Source organism: Lacinutrix neustonica (assembly GCF_026625145.1).
Taxonomy (GTDB): Bacteria; Bacteroidota; Bacteroidia; order Flavobacteriales; family Flavobacteriaceae; genus Lacinutrix; species Lacinutrix neustonica.
Map to the genome: position 1 here is coordinate 2,303,605 of NZ_CP113088.1, position 23,815 is coordinate 2,327,419.

Annotated in this window: 22 protein-coding genes and 6 pseudogenes; 23 read left to right on the forward strand and 5 right to left on the reverse strand. The window is 34.0% G+C overall.

The genetic code is table 11. The features are described from left to right. Positions 1-11: 11 nt before the first annotated feature. Positions 12-1,055: an alkane 1-monooxygenase gene (locus N7U66_RS12510; RefSeq protein WP_267675553.1), complete on the reverse strand. Its 1,044-nt coding sequence runs from the start codon at positions 1,053-1,055 to the stop codon at positions 12-14. Positions 1,056-1,274: 219 nt separating this feature from the next. Here N7U66_RS12510 and N7U66_RS22000 point away from each other — a divergent pair, with 219 nt between their 5' ends. The 12 genes and pseudogenes from N7U66_RS22000 to N7U66_RS12555 all read left to right on the forward strand — a co-directional run bounded on the left by N7U66_RS22000 (position 1,275) and on the right by N7U66_RS12555 (position 11,464). Then, positions 1,275-1,574: a hypothetical protein gene (locus N7U66_RS22000; RefSeq protein WP_313791220.1), complete on the forward strand. Its 300-nt coding sequence runs from the start codon at positions 1,275-1,277 to the stop codon at positions 1,572-1,574. After that, positions 1,571-2,461, forward strand: a complete 891-nt coding sequence (locus tag N7U66_RS22005) for a hypothetical protein (RefSeq protein WP_313791221.1) — start codon at positions 1,571-1,573, stop codon at positions 2,459-2,461. The genes N7U66_RS22000 and N7U66_RS22005 overlap by 4 nt, the downstream gene beginning before the upstream one ends. After that, entirely contained in the window at positions 2,446-3,402 is a 957-nt protein-coding gene (locus tag N7U66_RS22010) for a coiled-coil domain-containing protein (protein WP_313791222.1), read from the forward strand. Before N7U66_RS22005 ends, N7U66_RS22010 begins: the two co-directional genes overlap by 16 nt. Then, positions 3,350-4,741 (forward strand): hypothetical protein, encoded by a 1,392-nt coding sequence (locus N7U66_RS22015; RefSeq protein ID WP_313791223.1) that lies wholly within the window; start codon positions 3,350-3,352, stop codon positions 4,739-4,741. The genes N7U66_RS22010 and N7U66_RS22015 overlap by 53 nt, the downstream gene beginning before the upstream one ends. Continuing rightward, positions 4,734-5,144 carry an rRNA maturation RNase YbeY gene (gene ybeY / locus N7U66_RS12520; protein WP_267675554.1) on the forward strand — a complete coding sequence of 137 codons (411 nt, stop codon included), beginning with the start codon at positions 4,734-4,736 and terminating at the stop codon, positions 5,142-5,144. Before N7U66_RS22015 ends, ybeY begins: the two co-directional genes overlap by 8 nt. A 197-nt stretch (positions 5,145-5,341) precedes the next feature. After that, positions 5,342-7,214, forward strand: a pseudogene (gene mnmG, locus N7U66_RS12525) (tRNA uridine-5-carboxymethylaminomethyl(34) synthesis enzyme MnmG). A 165-nt stretch (positions 7,215-7,379) separates the two neighbouring features. After that, on the forward strand, positions 7,380-7,508 hold the full coding sequence (locus tag N7U66_RS12530) for a hypothetical protein (RefSeq protein WP_267675555.1): 129 nt from the start codon (positions 7,380-7,382) through the stop codon (positions 7,506-7,508). Positions 7,509-7,833: 325 nt separating this feature from the next. Next, positions 7,834-8,664, forward strand: a complete 831-nt coding sequence (locus N7U66_RS12535) for a class I SAM-dependent methyltransferase (protein WP_313791224.1) — start codon at positions 7,834-7,836, stop codon at positions 8,662-8,664. A gap of 254 nt (positions 8,665-8,918) precedes the next feature. Continuing rightward, positions 8,919-9,059: a hypothetical protein gene (locus N7U66_RS12540; protein WP_267675556.1), complete on the forward strand. Its 141-nt coding sequence runs from the start codon at positions 8,919-8,921 to the stop codon at positions 9,057-9,059. 20 nt (positions 9,060-9,079) lie between these two features. Then, positions 9,080-9,430, forward strand: a pseudogene (locus N7U66_RS12545) (OmpH family outer membrane protein); the annotation flags it as partial. Between the two features lie 139 nt (positions 9,431-9,569). Beyond that, the gene (locus N7U66_RS12550) at positions 9,570-10,241 is read left to right on the forward strand and encodes a hypothetical protein (protein ID WP_267675557.1); all 672 of its coding nucleotides are present in this window, start codon (positions 9,570-9,572) and stop codon (positions 10,239-10,241) included. A gap of 68 nt (positions 10,242-10,309) precedes the next feature. After that, complete coding sequence (locus N7U66_RS12555; protein ID WP_267675558.1) at positions 10,310-11,464, forward strand: hypothetical protein; 1,155 nt, start codon at positions 10,310-10,312, stop codon at positions 11,462-11,464. 81 nt (positions 11,465-11,545) lie between these two features. On the opposite strand, the pseudogene N7U66_RS12560 reads toward N7U66_RS12555, so the two are convergent. Next, positions 11,546-12,698: pseudogene (locus tag N7U66_RS12560) on the reverse strand (DNA polymerase III subunit). Between the two features lie 369 nt (positions 12,699-13,067). Here N7U66_RS12560 and N7U66_RS12565 point away from each other — a divergent pair. The 4 genes and pseudogenes from N7U66_RS12565 to N7U66_RS12580 all read left to right on the forward strand — a co-directional run bounded on the left by N7U66_RS12565 (position 13,068) and on the right by N7U66_RS12580 (position 16,927). Next, a pseudogene (locus N7U66_RS12565) lies at positions 13,068-14,256 on the forward strand (phosphoglycerate kinase). A 61-nt stretch (positions 14,257-14,317) separates the two neighbouring features. After that, a pseudogene (locus tag N7U66_RS12570) lies at positions 14,318-15,897 on the forward strand (LysM peptidoglycan-binding domain-containing protein). 42 nt (positions 15,898-15,939) lie between these two features. After that, positions 15,940-16,092, forward strand: coding sequence for a hypothetical protein (locus N7U66_RS12575; protein ID WP_267675559.1), 153 nt, complete (start codon positions 15,940-15,942; stop codon positions 16,090-16,092). A gap of 32 nt (positions 16,093-16,124) precedes the next feature. After that, positions 16,125-16,927, forward strand: a pseudogene (locus N7U66_RS12580) (DUF4837 family protein). A gap of 633 nt (positions 16,928-17,560) precedes the next feature. Here the strand turns inward: N7U66_RS12580 and N7U66_RS12585 are convergent. Then, complete coding sequence (locus N7U66_RS12585; RefSeq protein ID WP_267675560.1) at positions 17,561-17,743, reverse strand: hypothetical protein; 183 nt, start codon at positions 17,741-17,743, stop codon at positions 17,561-17,563. A gap of 169 nt (positions 17,744-17,912) precedes the next feature. On the opposite strand from N7U66_RS12585, the gene N7U66_RS12590 reads away from it, so the two are divergent. The 6 genes from N7U66_RS12590 to N7U66_RS12615 all read left to right on the forward strand — a co-directional run bounded on the left by N7U66_RS12590 (position 17,913) and on the right by N7U66_RS12615 (position 21,236). Then, positions 17,913-19,658 (forward strand): AraC family transcriptional regulator, encoded by a 1,746-nt coding sequence (locus N7U66_RS12590; RefSeq protein WP_267675561.1) that lies wholly within the window; start codon positions 17,913-17,915, stop codon positions 19,656-19,658. Between the two features lie 372 nt (positions 19,659-20,030). Then, on the forward strand, positions 20,031-20,174 hold the full coding sequence (locus tag N7U66_RS12595; protein WP_267675562.1) for a hypothetical protein: 144 nt from the start codon (positions 20,031-20,033) through the stop codon (positions 20,172-20,174). Between the two features lie 174 nt (positions 20,175-20,348). After that, positions 20,349-20,492 carry a class I lanthipeptide gene (locus tag N7U66_RS12600; protein WP_267675563.1) on the forward strand — a complete coding sequence of 48 codons (144 nt, stop codon included), beginning with the start codon at positions 20,349-20,351 and terminating at the stop codon, positions 20,490-20,492. A 48-nt stretch (positions 20,493-20,540) separates the two neighbouring features. Then, complete coding sequence (locus tag N7U66_RS12605) at positions 20,541-20,690, forward strand: class I lanthipeptide (RefSeq protein ID WP_267675564.1); 150 nt, start codon at positions 20,541-20,543, stop codon at positions 20,688-20,690. Positions 20,691-20,830: 140 nt separating this feature from the next. Next, positions 20,831-20,959 carry a hypothetical protein gene (locus N7U66_RS12610; RefSeq protein ID WP_267675565.1) on the forward strand — a complete coding sequence of 43 codons (129 nt, stop codon included), beginning with the start codon at positions 20,831-20,833 and terminating at the stop codon, positions 20,957-20,959. 145 nt (positions 20,960-21,104) lie between these two features. Further along, a complete protein-coding gene (locus tag N7U66_RS12615) occupies positions 21,105-21,236 on the forward strand; it encodes a hypothetical protein (protein ID WP_267675566.1) in 132 nt (43 codons plus the stop codon). 83 nt (positions 21,237-21,319) lie between these two features. Here N7U66_RS12615 and N7U66_RS12620 read toward each other — a convergent pair whose 3' ends face one another. Further along, on the reverse strand, positions 21,320-21,478 hold the full coding sequence (locus N7U66_RS12620; RefSeq protein WP_267675567.1) for a hypothetical protein: 159 nt from the start codon (positions 21,476-21,478) through the stop codon (positions 21,320-21,322). A 63-nt stretch (positions 21,479-21,541) separates the two neighbouring features. After that, a complete protein-coding gene (locus N7U66_RS12625) occupies positions 21,542-21,721 on the reverse strand; it encodes a hypothetical protein (RefSeq protein ID WP_267675568.1) in 180 nt (59 codons plus the stop codon). Between the two features lie 189 nt (positions 21,722-21,910). On the opposite strand from N7U66_RS12625, the gene N7U66_RS12630 reads away from it, so the two are divergent. Further along, positions 21,911-23,620, forward strand: coding sequence for a helix-turn-helix domain-containing protein (locus N7U66_RS12630; protein WP_267675569.1), 1,710 nt, complete (start codon positions 21,911-21,913; stop codon positions 23,618-23,620). Positions 23,621-23,815 lie beyond the last annotated feature (195 nt).

Genomic DNA, 23,815 nt, shown 5'->3' on the forward strand with positions numbered 1-23,815 from the left:
GCATATTTATTTTAAATGGAAACCATGTCACGAGGTACACGTTTATTCATAATCTTAAACCATAAAGGCGGCATTAAGGCTAAAACCATAGAAGTAGGATATCCAAAGGGCATTTGTGGACTCTCATCGTGGCAATCTAAAATTTGATATTTTTTAGATGTTTTGTAATGGTGGTCACTATGCCTTGTCAACTCATAAAGGACAATACGTCCAACAACATGATTGGAATTCCATGAATGCATTTCACGTACGCGTTCGTATCGTCCAGATTTGGTTTTATGTCTTAGTAGGCCATAGTGTTCAATATAATTAACGGTTTCCAGCATAATAAACCCTCCAATTCCTGATAAAATGGCAAAGAGTAGGACCGTTTTTCCGAAGACCATAAAAACAACAGCTAAATAAGCTAGTTGCAGTATCGTGTACCAAAGCATGTCGTTTTTTACAGACAAAAAGGATTGATTATTGTTTTCAAGTCTTTTCGTTTGAATGCGCCACGCATTAAAATATTGTCGAACCGTAGAGGTAAACCAAAAGGAGTAAACGCTTTGATTGTATCGAGCTGTAGCTGGATCTTCAGGGGTAGCTGCATGTAAATGGTGGCCAAAGTTATGCTCAATATAAAAATGCATATAGAAGGCAGGTAAAAGCAATGCTTTGCCTATAAATCTTTCGTTTGTAGCTTGTCTATGCCCTAATTCGTGGGCAACATTGATACCATTCGTTCCTAGTACAATTCCCATAGAAATAAACAAACCTATGAATTCGTAGGTTGCTAAAACGTTTGTTGAAACTATGATAAAGCTATAGATGAGCAAAGCTAAAACTACAGGTAAATTCATATAGAGCAACCAATCGAACACTTTTCTTTTTAGTTTAGAATCCGCTTCTTCTGCTGTTAAATTTTCCGTTTGTATAGGAAGGAGAAGGTCTAAAACAGGAATGATTCCAAAGGCATAAACTGGCGTTAAAAAAGTATAGACACCTTTAAAATATAAGCCAATAATTGCAACTACGGGAAGGGAAAAGGCAGCGATGTATTTGATATCTTTCATATGGAAGTCTGGTTATTATTTATGTGTAGTCGGAACGCTTTGTTGGGACACGTACTAAATTAACAATAGATTATAAATCTAAACAATTCTTTTATAAAATAAAACTGTATTTTAGTAAGTTAGAACATTATAAGCAATATAATATGTTACACGGTGTGTTGTTGAAACGCTTTTTAATAAAGTTTAGATTGTCGTTCCACTCTTAATAAGCGCCAAAAAATGAATATCACATTGAATAATTTTAAAGACATACAAACTAAATTAGAACAGTTCATTCGTAAATATTATACCAATGAACTTATTAAAGGCATCCTTCTGTTTTTTAGTATAGGGCTTCTGTACTTTATACTTACGTTACTTATTGAACATTTTTTATGGTTGAATACGGGGGCAAGAATGCTATTATTCCGGTTATTTATTTTTGTCGAGTTGGTTTTATTTATCAGGTTTATTGTGATGCCGTTAACCAAGCTAGCGAAGCTTCAAAAGGGAATTAACTATGAAGAAGCCGCCGATTGATAGGAAGCCATTTTCCTGAGGTTAGTGATAAATTATTAAATGTACTTCAGTTAAACACGGCATCGACTCAATCTGAATTGTTATTAGCAAGTATTAATCAGAAATCGGAAGAATTACGTCCCATTCCTTTTAAACTTGCTATTAATTTTAAAAAAAACCTGAAATACTTAAAGTATACTGCTATTCCAATCTTAATAATTGCCAGTGTGGTCTTGTCCGGAAAAAGCGCGTGGTTTAGTGAGAGTTACCAACGTGTTGTTAATTATCAAACAGCGTATGAGCCGCCGGCACCATTTCAGTTTTTTGTTTTGAATGAAGAATTGGAAGTAGTAGAGAACACCTCTTTTAGACTCATTATTAAAACAGCGGGAAAGGTTATTCCGGAAGCGGTGCAAATAAAATTTAATGATGAAACGTATTATTTACAGCAACAGGGATTAGGGAGTTTCGAGTATGTGTTTGAACAGCTTAAAGACAATCTTACATTTCGTTTATCTGCGAACAATGTATATTCCAAACCTTACAAGATACGAGTGATACAAGCGCCAACATTGCTCAGTTTTGATATGGTTTTAAATTACCCCAATTACACTAATAAACGCGACGAAATATTAAAAAGTACGGGGAATGCGGTGGTACCGGCAGGTACTTTAGCGACATGGAAGCTTAGGACTAAGGCCACAGACCATGTACACTTGCAGGCAAAGGACACTATAGCATTTACTAATGAAGGTAATGGCGATTTTGTGTCTAGCAAGCGTTTGTTTACTAACTATGTTTACAGCATAGCTACTAGTAATCAAAACCTTCAAGGTTATGAGAATGCGGGTTTTAATATTTCAGTAGTACGTGATGAATATCCGAACTTAAATTGGAATCTAAAATAGATTCTTTGGACAAGCAATCCCTTTATTTTTATGGACAGGTAAGTGATGACTACGGTTTATCTAAGTTACAGTTAGTGTATTATTCCAGTGGTGACGAAGCGAAGAAAAGCTATGTACCCATATCCATCTCAGGCTCTAATTTTAGCGAATTTGTTAGTGCTTTTCCTAATCAATTGGATATTGTTGATGGCGTCGCCTATGATTTGTTTTTTGAGGTGTACGACAACGACGCTGTGAATGCTAACAAGCGAACGAAAAGTAGGGTGTTTACTTATAGAAAGCGTACTGTAGAGGAGGAAGAAGATAAACAGTTGCGGGAGCAGAGTGAAACTATTGAAAACTTGAGTAAGTCTTTGGATCAGTTTGATAAACAGGAAAAAGAGCTAGAGGCGATATCTAAAAACCAAAAGGAGAAACCTGAACTTAGTTTTAATGATAAAAAGAAGTTTGAACATTTTCTGAAGCGTCAAAAGCAACAGGAACAAATGATGCAGAACTTCAATAAAAAATTGCAAGATAATTTAGAGGATTTTCAAAAGGAAGAGGATCAAGAAGACCCTTTTAAAAAGGATTTAAAACAGCGGTTAGAAGAAAATGAAAAGCAACTTAAAGAAGATGAGAAGTTATTAGAAGAACTTGAAAAACTAAAAGAAAAGATTAATAAAGAGGCCTTTTCAGAGAAGTTAGATCAGTTAGCAAAAACAGCTAAAAGCCAAAAACGCAGTCTAGAGCAAATGTTAGAGTTGACGAAGCGCTACTATGTTAGTAAAAAGTTGGAAAAAATAGGTAATGAATTAGATAAACTGGCAAAGGAACAGGATAAATTGGCTAATGCTGCTGTTGATGAGAACACATTGCAGGAGCAAGAGGTACTTAATAAAAAATTTAATGAACTCCGAGAAAGAGTTGGAGGCCCTAGAAAAGGAAAACAATGGGCTTAGACAACCCCTGAAGCTTCCACGAAACGAAAGTACGGAGGAAAATATTAAGGAAGATCAAAAGGAGGCTTCAGAAGCTTTAGATGAAAAACAACAGGTAGAAAACCAGGAAGATAAAAAGAAAAGCGGCGATAAGGCTCAAAAAAGACAGAAAGCAGCAGCTCAAAAAATGAAACAGTTGAGTATGCAAATGCAGGCTCAAATGGGACAATCCAGTCAAGAAGCTTTAGAAGAAGATATTGAGATGTTACGACAAATTTTGGACAACTTATTATTATTTTCTTTTGATGAAGAACGTATTATGGATCGGTTTAGTAACATAGATGCTAACCACAACGAGTACGCCACCTATTTAAAGAAACAAAAGGAGTTGCGTACCCATTTTGAACATGTGGATGATAGTTTATTTGCTATATCCTTACGCCAACCTAAAATTTCTGAACAGGTGAATAAAGAAATTTCTGAGGTGTACTTCAATATAGACAAGGCCTTAGATTTGTTATCTGAGAATGATTTATATCGAGGGGTAGCTGCACAGCAATACACCGTAACCGCGGCCAATAATTTGGCTGATTTTTTAAGTGAAACACTAGATAATCTTCAAAATGCGATCCCTTCTCCTGGTTCAGGAAGTGGTGAAGGGGGAACACCATTACCCGATATTATTATGAGTCAAGAAGAACTTAATAAGCAAATGGAAGAAGGGGTTAATAACAGTGATAAGGGAAAGCCAAAAGAAGGTGAAGGACAGAAGCCGGGTAGTAAACCTGGCGATACACCTAGCGATAGTGATGGACAGGGACAAAAGACCGGGGGCCAACAATCGGGAAGTGAGAAAGGGGAAAGCGGTAACTGCGGAAAAGGAGAGGGAGAAGGAAAAGGGGCTAATAAACTGGGGGGTGATGGGTTTAATGAAGACCTGAATGGTGAATTGTATCGTATTTATCAACAGCAGCAACTTATTCGTCAAGCTCTTGAAGAACGCTTATTAGAGGATAAATTAGGGAAAGGTGCTATTGGTGAAACCAAACAATTATTAAAAGACATGGAACATGTAGAACTGGATTTAATAAATAATGGCTTTACCAACGAGACGCTGAGTAAAATGATGCAGTTACAACATCAATTATTGAAGTTAGAAAAGGCAACTTTTGAACAAGGGGAGGATACGAAACGCAAATCGGAGACGAACAAAAAAGAGTTTGAAAACACAACGAGTAATCAAATTCCCACTGCAAAAGAATATTTTAACACCACTGAAATTTTGAATAAACAAGCCTTACCTTTGCAGCAAATTTACAAAATGAAGGTACAAGAATATTTTAAGAAATTTGATGATTAGTTTTAACTACGAGAACAATTTTAAATTACCAAACGAGCATAGAGTATCGAGTTGGATTTCCGATGTTATCCAATCAGAAGGATGTATAGAGGATGAGGTGAATTATGTATTTTGTGATGATGCGTATTTGTATAAATTGAATGTCGAGTTTTTGAATCATGACACACTCACTGATATTATTAGCTTTGATTATTCGGTAGGAAAAACACTACAAGGCGATGTGTTTATCTCCACCGAAAGAGTCTCAGAAAACGCCAGTGATTTTGATGTAGCATTTGAAGATGAATTACACCGGGTTATGGTTCATGGTATATTGCACTATTGTGGGTACAAAGACAAATCTGAATCTGAGGCAAAATTAATGCGGGAAAAAGAAAATCACTACCTCGGCCTAATTAAATAAGACCCGTTAAATAGTTGTACATTTGCCAACTTTAATTTTTGAAATGCAAATTGTTTCACGTGGAACACGGGTATTCGAATAGGAGATATGGTTGGTTTTATTTAGAAACTGATGGATTGATTGTTTCACGTGGAACACAAGATTATTTTATTATAAGTCACGACTGTTTTGTATAAAGGAGTCTAAAAAAGAGTAATATGTTTAACGAAGTATATGATGTTATTGTTGTTGGGGCTGGGCACGCTGGAAGTGAGGCGGCGGCTTCTGCTGCAAACATGGGGTGTAAGACATTGCTCATCACGATGAGTCTACAAAATATTGCACAAATGTCGTGTAATCCTGCTATGGGAGGTATAGCAAAAGGACAAATTGTTCGAGAGATTGATGCCCTTGGCGGGTACTGCGGGATTGTGAGTGACACCTCGGCTATTCAGTTTAAGATGTTGAATAAATCTAAAGGACCTGCGATGTGGAGCCCTAGAGTGCAGAGTGATCGCATGCGTTTTGCCGAAGATTGGAGACTGCTTTTGGAGAACACGCCTAATCTTGATTTTTATCAAGAAATGGTTTACGGGTTGATTATTGAGAATAACAGGGTCGTTGGTGTTAAGACCTCTCTTGGTGTTGAGGTGAAGGGAAAAACCGTAGTGCTTACTAATGGGACTTTTTTAAATGGGTTAATTCATATAGGCGACAAAAATTTTGGTGGTGGTAGAGCAGGAGAAAGAGCGGCAACTGGAATTACAGAGCAGTTGGTTGGTTTGGGTTTTGAGTCTGGAAGAATGAAAACTGGAACACCTCCAAGAGTGGATGGCCGCTCATTGGATTTTTCTAAAATGGTGGAACAGCCAGGAGATGTTAATCCGAGAGAAATTTTCATATTTAGATATTACAAAGCCGTTAGAAAATCAGCGCTCATGTTATATGACTTATACAAGTGCATTGGTACATGATTTGTTGAGAGAGGGGTTTGATCGTTCTCCTATGTTTAATGGTAGGATTAAAAGTTTGGGACCGAGATATTGCCCAAGTATTGAAGATAAGATAAACCGCTTTGCAGATAAAGATAGGCATCAATTGTTTGTAGAACCAGAGGGATGGAACACTTGTGAAATGTATGTAAATGGTTTTTCTACCTCCTTGCCGGAAGATGTTCAATTTAAGGCGATGCGTTCCATTGTTGGTTTTGAAAACGTAAAATTCTTTAGACCAGGCTATGCTATAGAGTATGATTATTTTCCGCCCACACAATTAAAACATACCTTAGAAACGAAACTGATTGACGGGTTGTTTTTTGCTGGTCAAATTAATGGGACTACAGGTTATGAAGAGGCGGCTTCACAGGGTTTGATGGCGGGTATAAATGCGGCATTAAAAGTACAAGAAAAAGAACCTTTTATTCTTAGAAGGGATGAAGCGTATATTGGTGTGTTGGTGGATGATTTAATTACAAAAGGAACAGAGGAGCCGTATAGAATGTTTACCTCTAGGGCTGAATACAGAACGTTATTGAGACAAGATAATGCAGATTTTAGGTTAACGCCTAAAGGTTTCGATCTGGGTTTAGCAAGTGAAAAAAGACTGAGAAGAATGGAGGAGAAGAGGGAGCAGTCTGAAAATTTCGTACAGTTTTTTAAGGAGACGAGTATAAGCGCTGAAGAAGCAAATCCTGTTTTGGAAGCTAAGGATTCTGCGGCGGTTTCGCAACAAGGAAAAATGTTTAAATTGTTTGCAAGGCCTAATATAGGTATTGAGGATGTGAGGAAATTTGAGGCGGTTGAAAGTTATATTCGATCGCATAATCCGGATCGGGAGGTTATAGAGCAGGCGGAAATTCAGGTTAAATATTCGGGTTATATTGAGAAAGAAAGGAACAATGCTGATAAGCTAAGTCGATTAGAAAACATTAAAATCCCAGCTAATTTTGATTACTCAGCATTGCAGTCCATGAGTCTCGAAGCAAGGGAGAAATTAAATAAAATACAACCAGTGACGATTTCACAGGCCTCACGAATAAGCGGGGTGTCGCCGAGTGATGTCTCTGTTCTTTTAGTTTATATGGGACGTTAAATTATTCGTGTTGTTTGTTTGTTCCACGTGGAACGTCTTATTAAACATGAGTCTTGATTGAAATTTCACTAATTGATGGATGGTTTCGATGCTTATAGGTGATTGGTTATAGAAGATGCTTTGGGTCTTTTAAGACTTTAAAGTTTGCCTTTATTCTTTAACACAATGACAAGTGTTTCTTTGAATTCGTGGTTTGCTATTTTTGTTTTAGAAAGAGCGGTTGGTCTTAGATTAAAAAACGCATTAAGTAACGCGACTGGGTTTATGAGTGGTGATAATGGTGTTGTTTGTTGACTCTAAAACAAATGCTTTTGTTTTTTTATCGCAAAGAAATTGTGGTGATCTAGAAAAAAGTCTAGGGAGATATGCTAAGTTTTTATTAGTACATGCATGTGTTTCTTTAAAACGAATGACCAAAAGACAACGTAAAAAGAAAAGGAAAAGGGCATGATTGGCTATGAGGTAGCGCGCGAACTTGTTTGTGATAAGAACGTTTTATTTACAAAAACTATTAAAATAAGCGCTAAAGAAAGTAATGAGAACAAAATTATAAATTCAAACGTTATTATTCCGTGTTCACGGAAGCTTTTTAAAAACAAATTTTTAACACCCTTTTATTGTGTCTTCTAAAAACAACCCCTATTTAAAAGTTATTGACTATACCGTTTACGGAGAGGCCTTTCAACTGGTCCATAATTTAGAGATGGACTATTTGGAAACGAGACCAAAACCTTCTGCAGATAAATTACCAGCCTATTATAAAAGTGAAGATTATATTTCTCATACCAATGCCAAACGAAACCTGTTTGAAAAAGTGTATCACCAAATTAGAAATATTTCTTTAAAGAGAAAACTAAAGTTGATTAATAGTTTTAACCCTGAAGACAAACAGCTTCTAGATATTGGTTGTGGTACGGGGGCCTTTTTAAAAACAGCACAAAACAATGGTTGGCATGTGTGTGGTGTGGAACCAGATACAGAAGCAAGAACCGTAGCCAATAACATCACTAATAATAAAGTTTTTAATGTTGATCATTTATTAAACCTTAAGGAGCATAGTTTTGATGTCATTACGTTATGGCATGTTTTAGAACATTTACCAAATCTCGACGAGCAGGTTTCTGTTTTAAAACGTTTACTCAAGCCAAATGGTTTTTTGCTTATTGCCGTTCCTAATTATAAAAGCTACGATGCCTCAGTATATAAAAATTTTTGGGCTGCTTACGACGTACCGAGACACCTTTGGCATTTTTCACAGACAGCGATTAAAAAACTATTTGGAAAAGAACATATGGAAGTTGTGAAAACCTATCCCATGATTTTTGACGCGTTCTATGTAAGCTTACTTTCTGAAAAATATAGAAACAACTCAATGAACCTTATTAGAGCTTTTACTGTTGGATTGCAATCCAATTTAAAAGCTAAGCGCTCTGAGAGTATTCTTCTTTGATTTATGTGATTAAAAATAGGTAAAATTCATTTTTAAGCTTTATTCGGAAGGGTCTTGGTTTTAAACAAAGCTTTACCTCGGCTTTTTTCATTAATGCCTTAAAACGGCTTATTTGAAGCTGTTTTTGATAGAGGGTTGTTATTAAAACTAATTTTCATGATAAGTATTTCTTATAGTTGGAAATTCAGACCAATTTATTTCTAAAAATGTAAGTCTACTTTTATATTTTTGCGTCACACTTAAAAAACATAAAAATGAAAAATTTAATTTTAGCGGTAATGGCCATGGTGACATTAGCGTCTTGTCAACAACAAAAAATTGGGTATGTTGATAATGGTAAAGTCATAAATGACATCCAAGAAAAAAAGACGTCGAGTCTAAATATGAAGCTTTAAACGAATCGTTTAAAAATAGAGCTGATAGCCTTGGTAAAAGTTACCAAATGGAATACCAAGAATTACAAACTAAAGCGGCTAAATTATCTCAACAAAAACAACAGGAAATGATGCAGCCTTTTCAAATAAAAGCACAACAGTATCAACAAAGGATGCAAGCCGAGCAGCAAAAGTTGCAGACAGCTTACCAAGCCGAAATTGATTCTGTAATAAGTAAAATGAAAACGACTGTTAAAGAATATGGTAAAGCTAATGGGTATACATTTATTTTAGGAACTAATGAATCTATTGGAACTGTTTTGTATGGTGAAGAGACTGCGGATTTAACGGAGGCTATTCTTAAAGAAATTGATGCTAAATACGCTAAATAAGAGCATATAAAAATTTTAAAAGCGCTGGACCTACCGTTCGGCGCTTTTTTTATGCAATAAGCTCATACATTTCATACGTATTGAATAATTAACTATATTTAACTAGCATAATTTACCGCTATTAATTATTCTATTTAAGATGATGAGTACAACCACTTGGCTATCTCTTGTTTTCTTTACTTCATACGGTTACCTATTAGCTCAAGAGGCTATTCCATTTAAAATTCAAAATGAGTTTTATATCTATGGGGACGCTTTGGTTATTGGTAATAATGTTTTAAGTAAGGATGCGAAAGAACCGTTCAATGATCCCGATTTAACGAATGACGATATTGACATGGTATTTGTTGATGTCGACGATGACGTGTCTACTTTTAGTTCTAGTTCTGCAAATTTAATCTTGCCTTTAAATCATACTAAAATAAAGTACGCAGCATTATATTGGAGCGCGACTTATAGTTATGAGCAAGGATTTAGAAAAGAGTCCGATGGACAATTTCTCTTTCAAGGAAAGCGTGATAATAAACGTAATAAAATCAATAATATTAAATTAAAAACTCCGAACGGGAGGTATACAGACGTTATTGGCTCTGTTATTTTTGATGGCGCTAGAGATCGTGCGTTTACTCTTAACTCCCCTTACGTCTGTATGGCAGATGTTACTAAGCTTTTAAAGAATTCAGAAATTATAAATGGAGAATATATGGTTGCCAATGTTGTTGCTACCCAAGGCTTTGTTTCGGGGGAAGCGCTGCGGGTTGGTTACTTTATGTTGTTTACGAAGCCCCCACAAAAAATCCTAAATATATAACAACTTATAATGGGTTTGCTCACGTAAGTGGAGATCCAGTAACACTAAAATTTAGTAATTTTAAGGCTTTGGAGACAGGAGACGTGAAAACGTCATTAACGTTCGCTGCATTGGAAGGTGATTCAGCACTAAATGAAGATGAGTGTCTTTTTTTAAACCCAAAGTCGAAACGCGTACTGCTCTTAAATACGTTGGAAAGACCGAGAAATAATTTTTTTAATAGTAAAATCACCTATGGAAATGAAGGTTTGGCAACACGGTTCCCTAGCAGTGAAAACACCTTAGGGTTTGACATCATTTCTATGGATTTACCGGAGACCTCCCAGCCTTTAGTGGACAATAATACGACTGATGTAGAAATGGCTTTTAATACCAAAGCAGATCGGTTTTATTTGTTTTTCACCGCATTTCAAACCGAAATAAGTAAGACCTATTATGAAGAAAAGAAGAACATAGAAGAAGCTCTCGCGGAAAACATAAACACCATTCCTGTAACTAAGGATAAAATGGTAATAAAGAAAAAACCGCGACCTGGAAAACAACAAGCAAATAACAAAATTGTTCAGACAAAAAGAGATGTGCTCTCAATAAAATCGGAATATAAGCCTGATAATAAAGAGGTTAGCGATAATGAACAGAATGATGATAAAAGGGTATTTAAACCTTTACTATGGGCTAAAAGAGCTAAACCAAATACCACAGTAACAACAAAGGACTATATACCGGAGGTTGTAGACAAAGAAAAATCTCTACCAATATGGCTTAAAGAAAAGCAAGCGGCTGGCTTTGTTAAGGATACCACTATTTATCAGCCGGAAGGGTCTTTCAAACCGCTTTTAGCTCGTACTTTAGTTTTAAATCGTGAGAATTACGAAAAATTACTTACTAAGGAAGATTATATTTACGAAACACAAAATTTCAAGCGAATTCTTAACCAAGAGCCCACTTTTATTAAAGACGTGGAACAGGGCTATTATATTATAGCTAGCTTAGTTTACGATCTTGACAGCGCAGTTAAGAGTCAGAATGAATTATTAGAAAAAGGAGTACATTCTAAGATATTTATAGACCATTTGCAAGAAAAATATTACATCTACCTTTTTAACTCTGAAAATTTTTACGACGTATTTATGCTTAGAAAAGCATTTATAAAAAATCCGTTTTTAGAAGATGTGTGGATTTTGAACGTTAACATTGAAAAGCAACTGGGTAAAAAATTATAGTGTTTTATATAGTTTTCAACTGTATAATAGGGTCTATTTTCATACAATACCTACCTTAAAATAAGCACTATTTAAAATACTTTACTCAGAGCTTTTATGAAGCAATCTCGTGAGTTTTATAGACAAATCCGTCAAGATAATTTTAGAATTACCATTTCGTTCTATATGATAAATAGCCTCTTGAATTTCACTAGATATATCTAAAATATTGTTGTTGTGTACAAAAGGAGCGAACTTTTTTAAATCAAAATTCTCGTTTTTAATTTCCATATAAACGAGTGCTTCTGCATTGTAATTAAGTAATAACGCTTGTCTAAAAAAATCTAGACAAAAATTTAAAAACAGTTTTTGAGTTTCTCTTCCTGTTTTTGCAATGTCTTCACTCCAAGAAATTAAATCATGAATGGCTGCTTTATTACCTTTAGCTTTAAAAGCGGCACGAATCCGTAAAATAAACCAGTCTTCAAACTGAGTATCTTCACTATCGTGATAAACCAAATCGGAGGCTTTATTATAGTTGCCGTTAGCTTGGTGTGCTAAATTGGTGGCTACAGCTTCATTTAAATTATAGTTTTTAATGAGCGCATTTTTGATATCTACTTCAGCTAAAGGGGGAAAATGTAGCGTTTGACACCGTGATCTAATCGTACTAATTATTTGTTCTTCATCTTCAGTAATTAAGATAAATACGGTTTTATTTGGAGGTTCTTCTATGAGTTTTAACAGCTTATTCGATGCTGCCGTATTCATTTTTTCCGCCATCCAAATGACCATAATTTTATAACCGCCTTCATAGGGTTTTAATGCTAAAGCCTTAACAATATCAAGTGCTTCATCAACACCAATTTGTCCTTGTTTGTTGTCAACCCCTAGCGCTTTATACCAATCAAACAGATTGCCATAAGGTTGTTCATTTAGTACATCGCGCCACTCTTCTAAAAAGTGACTGGAAACGGGGTGCTTTTTTACTTTATCATTAGTGGTTACAGGAAAAGCAAAATGTAAATCGGGATGAGAAAAATTTTTAAACTTTAGGTTACAGGCCGCGTTTCCATTAGTGTTTTCGCCTTCGGTATTGTTACATAAAAGATATTGCGCGTAAGCAATAGCCATGGGTAAAGTACGGAACCTTCGGGCCAACAAAAAGTTGGGCATGCGGAATACGACCATTATCTACACTTGTGGTAAGATGGTTTTTTATATGCTGTTGCCCGATGATATCATTAAAAAGCATGTGGCAAATATAGTATGTCCTGTAAATAAAAGCTATTATTTATGCAGTATAAGTTGGGCCGTTATTTAAGGCGCTTTTTTAAAAAATGGTCTCAATGTATTTATTTATCTTTGAGAGGTTAGCGGATGACGCTCTTTTTTGCAATATAATCATACCAGGAGGAGTCGTGTGTTTAAATCGTGTACCTGAGCTGTGTGGATAACGGTTAGACTAAAGGGCGGTGCAACAACAAGAATAGCGATAAACACAATGTTGTTTGGATATATGTAGTGAGGAAGTGACTTTTATAAACACAAAAAAAATAAGCAAATCCTCGGCCTTTGTGCGTTGAGGATTTTAAAATATAGATTAATATAATACTAAGAGAGAATGAAGACTTTAAATGACTTTAACTTTAAAGATAAAAAAGCATTAATTCGTGTAGATTTTAATGTGCCATTAGATGACCAATTTAATGTGAGCGATGACACAAGAATTGCATCGGCAAAACCCACTATAATAAAGGTTTTAGAAGACGGAGGTAGTTGTGTATTAATGTCTCATTTAGGGAGGCCAAAAGGAGTGGATGACACCTTCTCACTTAGGCACATTAGGGATAAAGTGGAAGATGTGATTGGAGTGGAAACTAAGTTTGTAACGAATTGTGTAGGGGCGGACGCCGAGGAAGCTGCTGCCAACTTGAAACCGGGGGAGATTTTAATTCTTGAAAACCTACGTTTTCATGACGCCGAGACTAAGGGCGACAGGGCGTTTGCCGAGGAACTCTCTAAACTGGGGGATATTTATGTAAACGATGCTTTTGGTACCGCGCACAGAGCACACGCTTCTACGACTATTGTTGCCGAATTTTTTCCGGAAAACAAATGTTTTGGGTATTTGTTGGAGAAGGAAATTAAAAGTATAGATAGAGTTTTAAAAACAGGAGAACATCCAGTTTTAGCAATACTTGGAGGTGCAAAAGTGTCTTCTAAAATCACCATCATAGAAAACATTTTGGATGCCGTAGACCACTTAATTATTGGAGGAGGCATGGCTTTTACATTTGTAAAAGCACAGGGTGGCAGTATTGGTGATTCTATTTGTGAGGATGATAAATTGGATTTAGCGTTACATATTTTAAAAGAAGCCAAAGAAAGAAAGGTGACTGTTCACATTCCTGTTGACGTTGTTGCCGCAAATGCGTTTAGCAACGATGCCAATACGCAAATTGTTGATATTACAAAAATTCCGGATCGGTTGGCAAGGTTTGGATGCTGGACCAAAATCAAGAGCTCTTTTTCACGATGTGGTTATGCAATGCAAAACTATTTTATGGAATGGCCCTTTAGGTGTTTTTGAAATGGAAAATTTTGCGGCAGGAACGAAAGCTTTAGGAGACGCTATTGCAGAAGCAACCAAAAAAGGTGCTTTCTCTCTTGTTGGTGGTGGCGACTCAGTAGCTGCTGTTAAGGAATTTGGCTTTGAGAAAAAAGTAAGTTATGTTAGCACCGGTGGAGGCGCCATGCTGGAGAGCTTAGAAGGTAAAACATTACCAGGCATTGCGGCAATTTTAAAGTAAAAACGGTTTTTGTATACCATTTTTACTAACATGGCGTTATTTTTGTAATCAATTAGAGTCAATGAGAAAATTAAAAACCTACAGTATATTTTTATGTACTTCATTTTGCTGCATTTTAAGCTATGCACAAGATGCAACGCAAATTAACCCCCAAAAGAGTAGCGGGCTTCAAAGAGTAATGGACGACAACCAAGCTGTAGATGCTATCGATGGACAAACGTTATTTATAAAGGACCTGGAGCATAAAGGGCCATTAGATTTAGAAAACGCGCTTAAAGACCATCCCTTTGCCTCTGAGGTGGATAAAAAGTGGATGGAAGAACTTTACAGTAATTCTCTTTTCGACACCATTTATCGTGAGGTTTCCGACTTAAAATACGACGTAGTTGACTACCCGAGCTAACCACAGATACTTTAAAGGCGAGATTAGAAAGGTTGAATGCTAGAACGCCCTTTAATGTAGAATATAACCCCCAATTAGAAAGTGTAATAAAAGGGTGGTTAAAAAGAAGACATCATTCCCTTGAACGTTTAATGGGTTTAAGTAATTATTATTTTCCAATGTTTGAACAAGAGTTGGACAATTACAATATTCCTTTAGAGATGAAGTATCTTGCTATAGTAGAGTCTGCTTTAAAACCAAGAGCTAAATCTCGTGTTGGAGCTACGGGTTTATGGCAATTTATGTTTGCAACGGGGAAACAATATGGTTTAGATGTTAGCAGTTATGTAGATGAGCGTAGTGACCCTATTAAATCGACCCAAGCAGCTTCAAAATATCTCGCTAAGCTTTATGAAATTTTTGGAGATTGGGACCTCGCACTGGCGGCCTATAATTACGGGCCAGGAAATGTGGCTAAAGCCATAAGACGCTCTGGTGGACATAGGAACTATTGGAATATAAGACCTAATCTTCCACGTGAAACAGCGGGTTACGTACCTGCTTTTTTAGCTACAATGTATATTTTTGAGTATGCCGAAGAACATGGCTTTGTGCAACATAAACCGCAATTTAACTATGTTGAAACCGATACGATCCATATAAAACAAATGATTACGTTAGATCAGGTTTCTGAATTTACTGAGGTAAATATAGAAATCCTTCAGTTTTTAAATCCGTCGTACAAGTTGGATATTATTCCCTATATCAAGGGTAAAGAATACACCTTGCGTTTACCACGGGAAGTTGTTGGTACCTTCGTAAACAATGAAGAAAACATGTATGCTTTTGCTAAAGCAGAGTTTGATAAACGTGAAAAACCATTACCACAATTATTGCAAGCCGATACGAAAACGCGTTACAGAGTGAGAGCTGGAGATTATTTAGGTAAAATTGCAAGAAAATTTGGGGTGCGCGTGAGCCAAATTAAACAATGGAATGGCTTAAGAAGCAATAATCTCAAAGTAGGGCAACGGTTAACCATTTTTCCAAGAAATCCCTCATCTACAACGAATAATGCTTTAAACACAAATAAGTCTTCAAATCATACAGGAACGACCTATATAGTAAAAAGTGGTGACTCACTTTGGAGCATTTCGCAAAAATTTTCAGGCGTTACCATTGAAAATATAAAAGAATGGAACGATATTAGTGGGAACAATTTAAAACCAGGAGAGACCTTAAAAATTTCTAAAGGCTAAACATTTTAGAAGGTTAATATTTAAATAAAAAACAGCTCAATTATGCGTAAAACGACACTCTTAGTAGTTATTGTATTATCCCTTTTTTCATGCAAAGAAGGAAGTAAAGAAAGCCAAAGAATTCTACCAGATTCAGCAGGGCCAATAAATAATGTTTCTATTGTTATAGATAACGAACTCGGAAAAATACGGTAGGTGAGGCGATAAGAGATGTTCTTGCAGCGCCAATAGATGGACTAAATCAAGAAGAGCCGTTGTTTTCGTTAAATCAAATCCCACCTCAAGTATTTACGAGTTTTGCCAAAGAAAGCAGAAATACTTTGAAAATTGAACAAGGACCGGTAGGTTTTAAAATTGTAAAAGATGCTTTTGCCCGACCACAAACGATGATTGTTTTAAGCGGAAAGGATATTGCTGAAATAAAGATGCAGATTAATAAACATGAAACGCAAATAGTGAACGCGTTTAAGGTGTCAGACATAAGAAAAACACAAAAAGATCACCAAAAAGCGTTACAAAATGCCCAAGTGATAGAAGAATCTTTAGGTATAGAAATAGGCTTTCCTAATACGTTTAGAATTGCTACGACAGCAGCAAAGCCGGAAGATAAATTCTTTTGGATAAGACGTGATATTCCCACAGGTTACACCAATGTTCTGTTATATGAAGTGCCTATGGAAGCCCTGAAGAAGGATGACAGCCTCGTAAATCAAGTTTTAAAAATAAGAGACTCCATTGGCCGAAGTATATTGGAGGACCAGTAGAAGGGAGTTATATGGCAACAGAAATGATGTACGCCCCACACATATACGAATCCATTATCGACAATAAACCTACCATTGAAGTTAAAGGCCTTTGGGATGTAAAAGGAGGGCCCATTATGTCCGGACCTTTTATCACTTACTTTATTGAAGATAAAGTGAATGAAAGATACCTGGTCGCAGAAGGTTTTACTTTCGCACCTTCCGTGTCTAAAAGAGATTATATGTTTGAATTAGAGGCTGTAATAAAATCTATTGAGGTGAAATAAATACAGTTACTGAATATCTAAAAACAAACGCCCATGTTTAAACATGGGCGTTTGTTTTTAAAGTAAGTGTTTAATTTGTGTCAGAAGTACGTATACTAACAGGCCTGCGAAATCCGGAACCACTATTAACTTTTAGCATTGTGTGTTCAGAAAGTTCCACAATAGTTGTTTTCATAAAAATAGGAGAATTTGAAAGTGATTTTTTTTCTTGAGTTGTTTTCATAATATGGAATTTTAAATAATAAGAATGTCTTTAGAAAGTCAACTTAATTAGAGTCAACAGAGTTGTTTATTTATATATAAACGGTGAACTACTATGTCTTGTACTAATCGTTTCATCAGAGGTTTTGGCCAGATCCAACGATCATCCTAGTATTTGATTCACTTAGCTTTGTACCGGAACCACCTAAAATCTCCTTCAGGTTTGGAGCATTTAATTCAATGATGGTTTGTTTATTTATTTTTGAGTGTTTTGCTATAAATCGTTTTTGTTTGAGATGTCTTCATAGTATAAAACAAACGAAATTTACGATTATTTTTAATTTGTAATTAAATGGGATGTATAAACACTAGTATAACGTATCGTTCTGAAACAATCTTTATGCTCTATTATAGGGGGGTACTTAGTTTGATTTAGTGAGCAATACTTTTAGGTCTTGTACTATGTGTTGCCCCCGTACTACCTCCTAATGTACCTCCATTAATCTCTTTTAAATTTGAATCATTTAATTCAATAATAGAATATTTTAAAAAAGAAATTTTTTTGCTTTGCATTATTTTTTTTTGGTTAGGAAAGTCTGCTTGAATTGTTTTCATTTTAAGAGGGATTATAAAATTAATGTTTTGGTTAAATAAAAGATTAGTTTTTATATATTCAATCTTTCAAAACAAAGATATAGGATATGTGTATTCAGTTAAAGTAACTACACCCTGTTTTTATAAAAACACTTTTTTTATACAGTAAATAGCTTAAAATCAAACAATTATGTCTCTTAAAACATTCTTAAAAAACAAGATATTTTACCATAAGTGTTTTCGTATACTGTCATTATCCCTTCTAATTACCGTTTGTTTTAGTGTTGATGCTCAAAACCAACAGCTAAAAGATTCCATTAAGAAATACATCTATAATAATAGAGAGAAAACAGAATATTTTAATAAACAGTTGTTTACTTTAAGTGAAAGCAAAAATAACGAAGAAGATTTAAGTTGGTCTTATATGATCTATGCAATCATGCACGAACTGTCGAATGACTTGGATAGCACTGTATTTTATTATCAAAAGGCATTAGATAGGTCTTCGACTCCTTCAGATATTATAGATTACACTTATAGTATAGGTGTTATTTATGAAGCAAAACGGGATTATGAAAGAGCATTAAGACTTTATAATGAAGCATTATCAATAGCATCAGAAAATAATTTAGAAAGTAAAAAAGAAGACATCAGACTTTCAATCACGTCTATAAGAAATAAGGTTAATGGAACTTTAGAGTCTATCACACAACTTTTAGCCGCTTACGATAAATATGCCGATGATAAAACTTCCATTAGATATATTAGAAAAAAATTAATTGATGGTTATGTCGCTAACAGTTTATACGATAAAGCATTAATACATATTGAGGAGGGGTTAAAACAAGCTTCGGAAGAAAATAACTCAGAATATTTATACTATTTGAATGAACTTAAAGGAAAGTGCTATTTAAATAAAAAAGAGTACAAACGTAGTCATGAAGCTTTAGAAATTGCAATAAAACATGCTAATATACTAGACAATGAATTGTTTTTAGATAATACTAATTATGTGTTAGCAGAAGTTAAAAATAGACAAAGAAAAACGAAAGAATCTATTGTTTTAATAAAAAATATTTTACAGCGGGAAGACGAAAAATCATCCGAAGAGCGCTATAAATATTATAATTTACTTGCAGAAAATTACAAGTTGTTAGACAGTAGTGATGTGTCGAATACGTATTATAAAAAATCGATTAAAGAAAGAGAAAAAGCATCCATTGAAAGAATAGAAACATTAGAAAAAATTTACAAAATTTCGTTAGGCGAAGAAATTACAGAGACTAAAGAGCAAAAAACTAAAAAAAAGTACTGGATTATTGCTTTTGTAATACTACTATTTACCGCAATAGTATTGTTTTTTAGATATATAAAAATAAAAAGAAAGGATCAAATCGCTTTCGATGCGCTTTTTAGAAAAGTTAAGGATTATGAAAATAAATCAGCCCACTTAGATATAGATCTGGTTATTAAAGATCTTTCCAAAAAGGCTAATAGTGAAGCTAAAAAATTAAAGGTTGAGACAGCTGAAACCAAAGAAGCCATTTCAAAAACCAATAGATTTGTCTTGGATAAAGCAAAAGTTGGTAAGATTCTTAAAAAAATTAAAAAATTAGAACAAGAGCATTATTTTTTAAGAAAAGACTGCAACATGCATAATATGGCTAAAGCATTAGGCACAAACACTTCATATTTGTCTAAAATTGTAAATGAACACCTTAATAAATCGTTTAGTAAGTACATAAATGATTTAAGAATCGACTATGCAGTTGTTGAATTAAAAAATAGTAGTCGATTAAGAGCTTATTCGGTAGCAGCAATTGCTGAAGAATTTGGTTATAAGAATGCAGATTCCTTCTCAAGTTACTTTAAATCGGTAACAGGTATCACGCCTTCTGTTTATATAAAAAAGATTAAAAGCATTAGAACTTCTTAAGTATAATAAAGCTTTCAACTTTCCATTATAGGATTTTTATAAAAATCTAGTTTTCTATATTTTATGAAAACCGGGAGTCTTCACTTGCACAACACTTTTTTTTAAAATTACTTTGACCCAACAAACGAAAACAATTGTGTTACAGTACATTAGTCTTTAAACGTTCTAAAAAATATCATTTATAAACGTAAAGTAGAAGGGTTCACTCAAGTAAGATTGACATTTCCGAACTTTCATTTTTAAGAGCTCTTTGTTAAAAATAGATACCTGGGCAGTATAAAAATTTGCGTGAGTTGGAGAAGGAGGTGGACGCTTTTAATAGTTAGGAGTCATCGTTCTTCATTTAAACACAGCAATTAAATCTTAAATAGTATGAAAACACAAAAAAACAATTTACAATTTCACACAGCGACAATTTTAGAAATAAATGACAGCACTTTAAAAAGTGTGGATGTAGGAAGTAACCTTGGTGCCATTTTGCAAGCACTTTCTATAGGTACTGTAGCATTAATGTAAAAAGAATAAAATATGGTGATTCTTAAAAAGTAGCAATAGAGGCTAAAGTCATCGACTTAATCCATTTACAAACATGAGCTTATCTATTTACAATAACGAGAATTACCAACAGTGGACCGCTTTGTGGCACTATAAATACACAAAGCACTTTTATTAATATAAATATTAAACATTATGAAAACACAAAACACAAACTTAAGCTTTAGCAAAAACACAATGGTAGAATTAGATGAGGATCAATTATTAGCAATTGAAGGAGGAAGTTTGGGGGCCTTTGCCTTAGGCGTTGCTCTTGGAATTCTATATGAATTAGTATAATAATAACAAAACATAAATTGTAACAACAACAATAAAACACGAAATATTATGAAAACACAAAACACACAAAATAAATTAGATTTTAGAAAGGGGTCAGTTACCGAGTTAAGTGATCAAGAGATACTTGCCATCGAAGGAGGCACCGCATTCGCAGCTGGATTTGCGATTGGTCGAATTATTTCAAAAATCATTCAATAAGGATTAAAAATCATTCAATAAACCTGAACAATAGCTTTATTGTTCAGGTAATTTATTTCTAGTAGTCAAATTATATTAAAAGCCTAGTGTAAAACGATTAGAAAACAGTACCCGACAAGCGAAAACAACAAACAAACAAGATGAGAACACAAAATAAAAATTTAGAATTCACACAAAAGACCCTTTTGGAGTTAAATGACAATAATTTACTAACCATTAATGGAGGAGGGAGCACAAACCTTTTTATAGAGTCATGTATTAGCTATTAAAACATAACATTATGAAAACAAAAACAAAAGAATTAGAATTTCGTGTTCATTCTGTAGTTGAGATACATCAAAACGAGTTATTAGAAATTAACGGAGGCTCTTCATGTGTATGCAGCGTCCCTACAATAATTAAAACATTAGTATTATGAAAACACAAAACAACACATTAGATTTCAAGACAAGCACAGTTTTTGAATTAAAAAAGAATGAAATGCTAAAAATCCATGGAGGATCTTCGGGTTATTTGTGCGATTTGTTTGAGTTACGGCTTAATTAGGCTTCCTAATCAAAAAACCCAACGCATTGCGTTGGGTTTTTTATTATAGTTGATTTTTAAAACTAGAATATTATATTAAAAAACTACTGTTGCATATTTGTTGTAGTACCACCACCATTAGCTTCGCCAGTACCTGATGGAGTTAAAGTATTACAATTTGTAACCGTTGTGAGTCTAATATTTAAACTCGTTTCTCGAACACCACCATTAACAGTTAAAGATTTTTGTTTTTTAGATTTCATAAAGGATTTTCATAAAACTATTAATTGTTATGGGATACATGCTTACTAATAAAGCGTATTTAGCTAATTTGATTGATTTGTAGCAATAGTTGTCGTTCTTATCTCTATATGGCAATTTGTTGAATTTTGTCCCACTTCTGCAGCTGTAACAGTTCCTCCAATAATGGATAGAGATTGTTGGTTGTTAAGTTCTGTAATAGATAGTTTTGCGAAAAATGATACTTTTCCTTTTTTACTTTTCATAATTAGGTGTTATTATAGTTACTCAATTATCAAATATAAATTAATTTGAGCTTTCTAATGCGTTGAATTTGACCCTATTTATAAAAAAGGATCATTAAAAAGGGTGTAAATAATCCCTCTCCTAATAGTAATAAAGTTTTTATAAAATGTATTTTTACAACATCTACTATAAATAACCACCCTGATTATATGGCTTTTAAAAATAAATCAGCATTTCTATTTTTAGCTATTTTATTCGTAATAGTTGCATCTTGTAAAAAGGAGGATCTTTTTAAGGAAGAAAACCAACACTATCGAGATCAAATAAAAAAAACGATTTACAATAATCCTAATAAAGCAATAACGCTATCTGATAGTTTTCTAATAAAAAGTAAATCAATAAATAATGTTGAAGGGATAATTTTATCTAACACATACAAAGCAGTAGCATACGATGTATTAAATATTCTTGATAGTACGATTCATTACTATAAAAAGACATTAAAAAGCATCGATAATCCAATCGATATTATTCAATATAAATATAGTATTGCACGTATTTATGAAAGGCAATACAAATACCAAAACGCATTAGATATATACATAGAAGCCTTAATACTCGCTAAAAAGAAAAATTTTATTAGTGTTATAGAAGTCTTACGTTCTGCCATAAAAGAAATCGAGTATATATTGCTAGACAATGAAAAAGCACTTCATCTTTATTTAGTTAGATATAATGAGACCAAAGGAAAGATAGGTAACACAGACTTGAAATTTAATCGTAAAAATTTAATACAAGCTTATTTAAAAGCGAATAAAATAGACGCGGCTTTTAATTTGATTAAAGAAGGCATCCTTGAAGCCGATGATAATAAGAATCTAGAATTTCAGTATTACCTATATGAATTAGAGGCTAGGGCTTACATTAAAAAACAAGAATTACTTTTGGCAATTAATTCTATACATGAAGCTACAAAAAAAGCAATACTATTAGGCAATATTGGTTTTCAAAACGAAGCAAAATATACAACTGCAGTAATAAAAGGAAAACAAGGAAAGTATGATGAGCAAATTGAATTATTAAAAAGTATAATAGAAAAAACAGCTAAAAATAAGACAGCGCAACTGACAAAATATTATAAACTATTAGCAGAAGCATATAAATCTTTAGGAGAAAATGATCTACATATAAATTATAGAGACAAATATGATGCTGGATATTCAAAAATTTCTAAAGAGAAATCCAAAATAATAAGTAACATTCATAAGGTTTTTCTTGAAGAAGAAAAGCAAGAGACAAAGCAACAAATACTAAAAAAATGGTATTGGGTTACTGCTTTTATAGTATTATTTTGTGTTTCTACTTTTGTTTATTTACGAAATAAGAAGACACAAAAAAGAAATAAAAAACTGTTTAATGAGTTGATGCTAAAAGTTGATGCCTACGAAAAAGAAAACGTCCCAGTAGTAGAAAACACAAAAAGCAAGATAAAAGGTGATGAGGTTAATAGTGTTGCTCATGAAGCACTTGATGAAGAAACATCCTCAATTTATATTATTGACGATGAAAAGGTTAATGAGATATTGGTAAAACTTAAAAACCTGGAAGACCAGCAGTATTTCTTGCGTCAGGATTGCACTTTACACAACATGGCAAAACGATTAAAGACCAATACGTCTTACCTCTCCAAAGTCGTTAATAACCATTTAAATAAAACATTTAGCACCTACATTAATGAGCTAAGAATTAACTACGCTATTATAGAATTAAAAAAGAACAAACAGCTACGCGCGTATTCTACTAAAGCCATTGCTCAAGAATTAGGCTATAAAAAAGCGAATTCTTTTTCTAAATATTTTAAAGAAGCCACAGGTATTACTCCTGCAGTCTATATTAAGAATATAAAAGAGTTGTCTTAAAACCAACTATAACCAACTAAAAAACAGCAACTTGCTGTTTTTTTTTGCTTGTCGTTTTTATAAAAATGACAGGTCTTCACTTGCACACTCCTTTTTTTTAAAATTACTTTGACTCATCAAAACATTGATAACTGCTTGATTTTTAGTTTATAAAAATAGTGATTTAGGGACTTTCTACATCATAGCGGTTTTTAA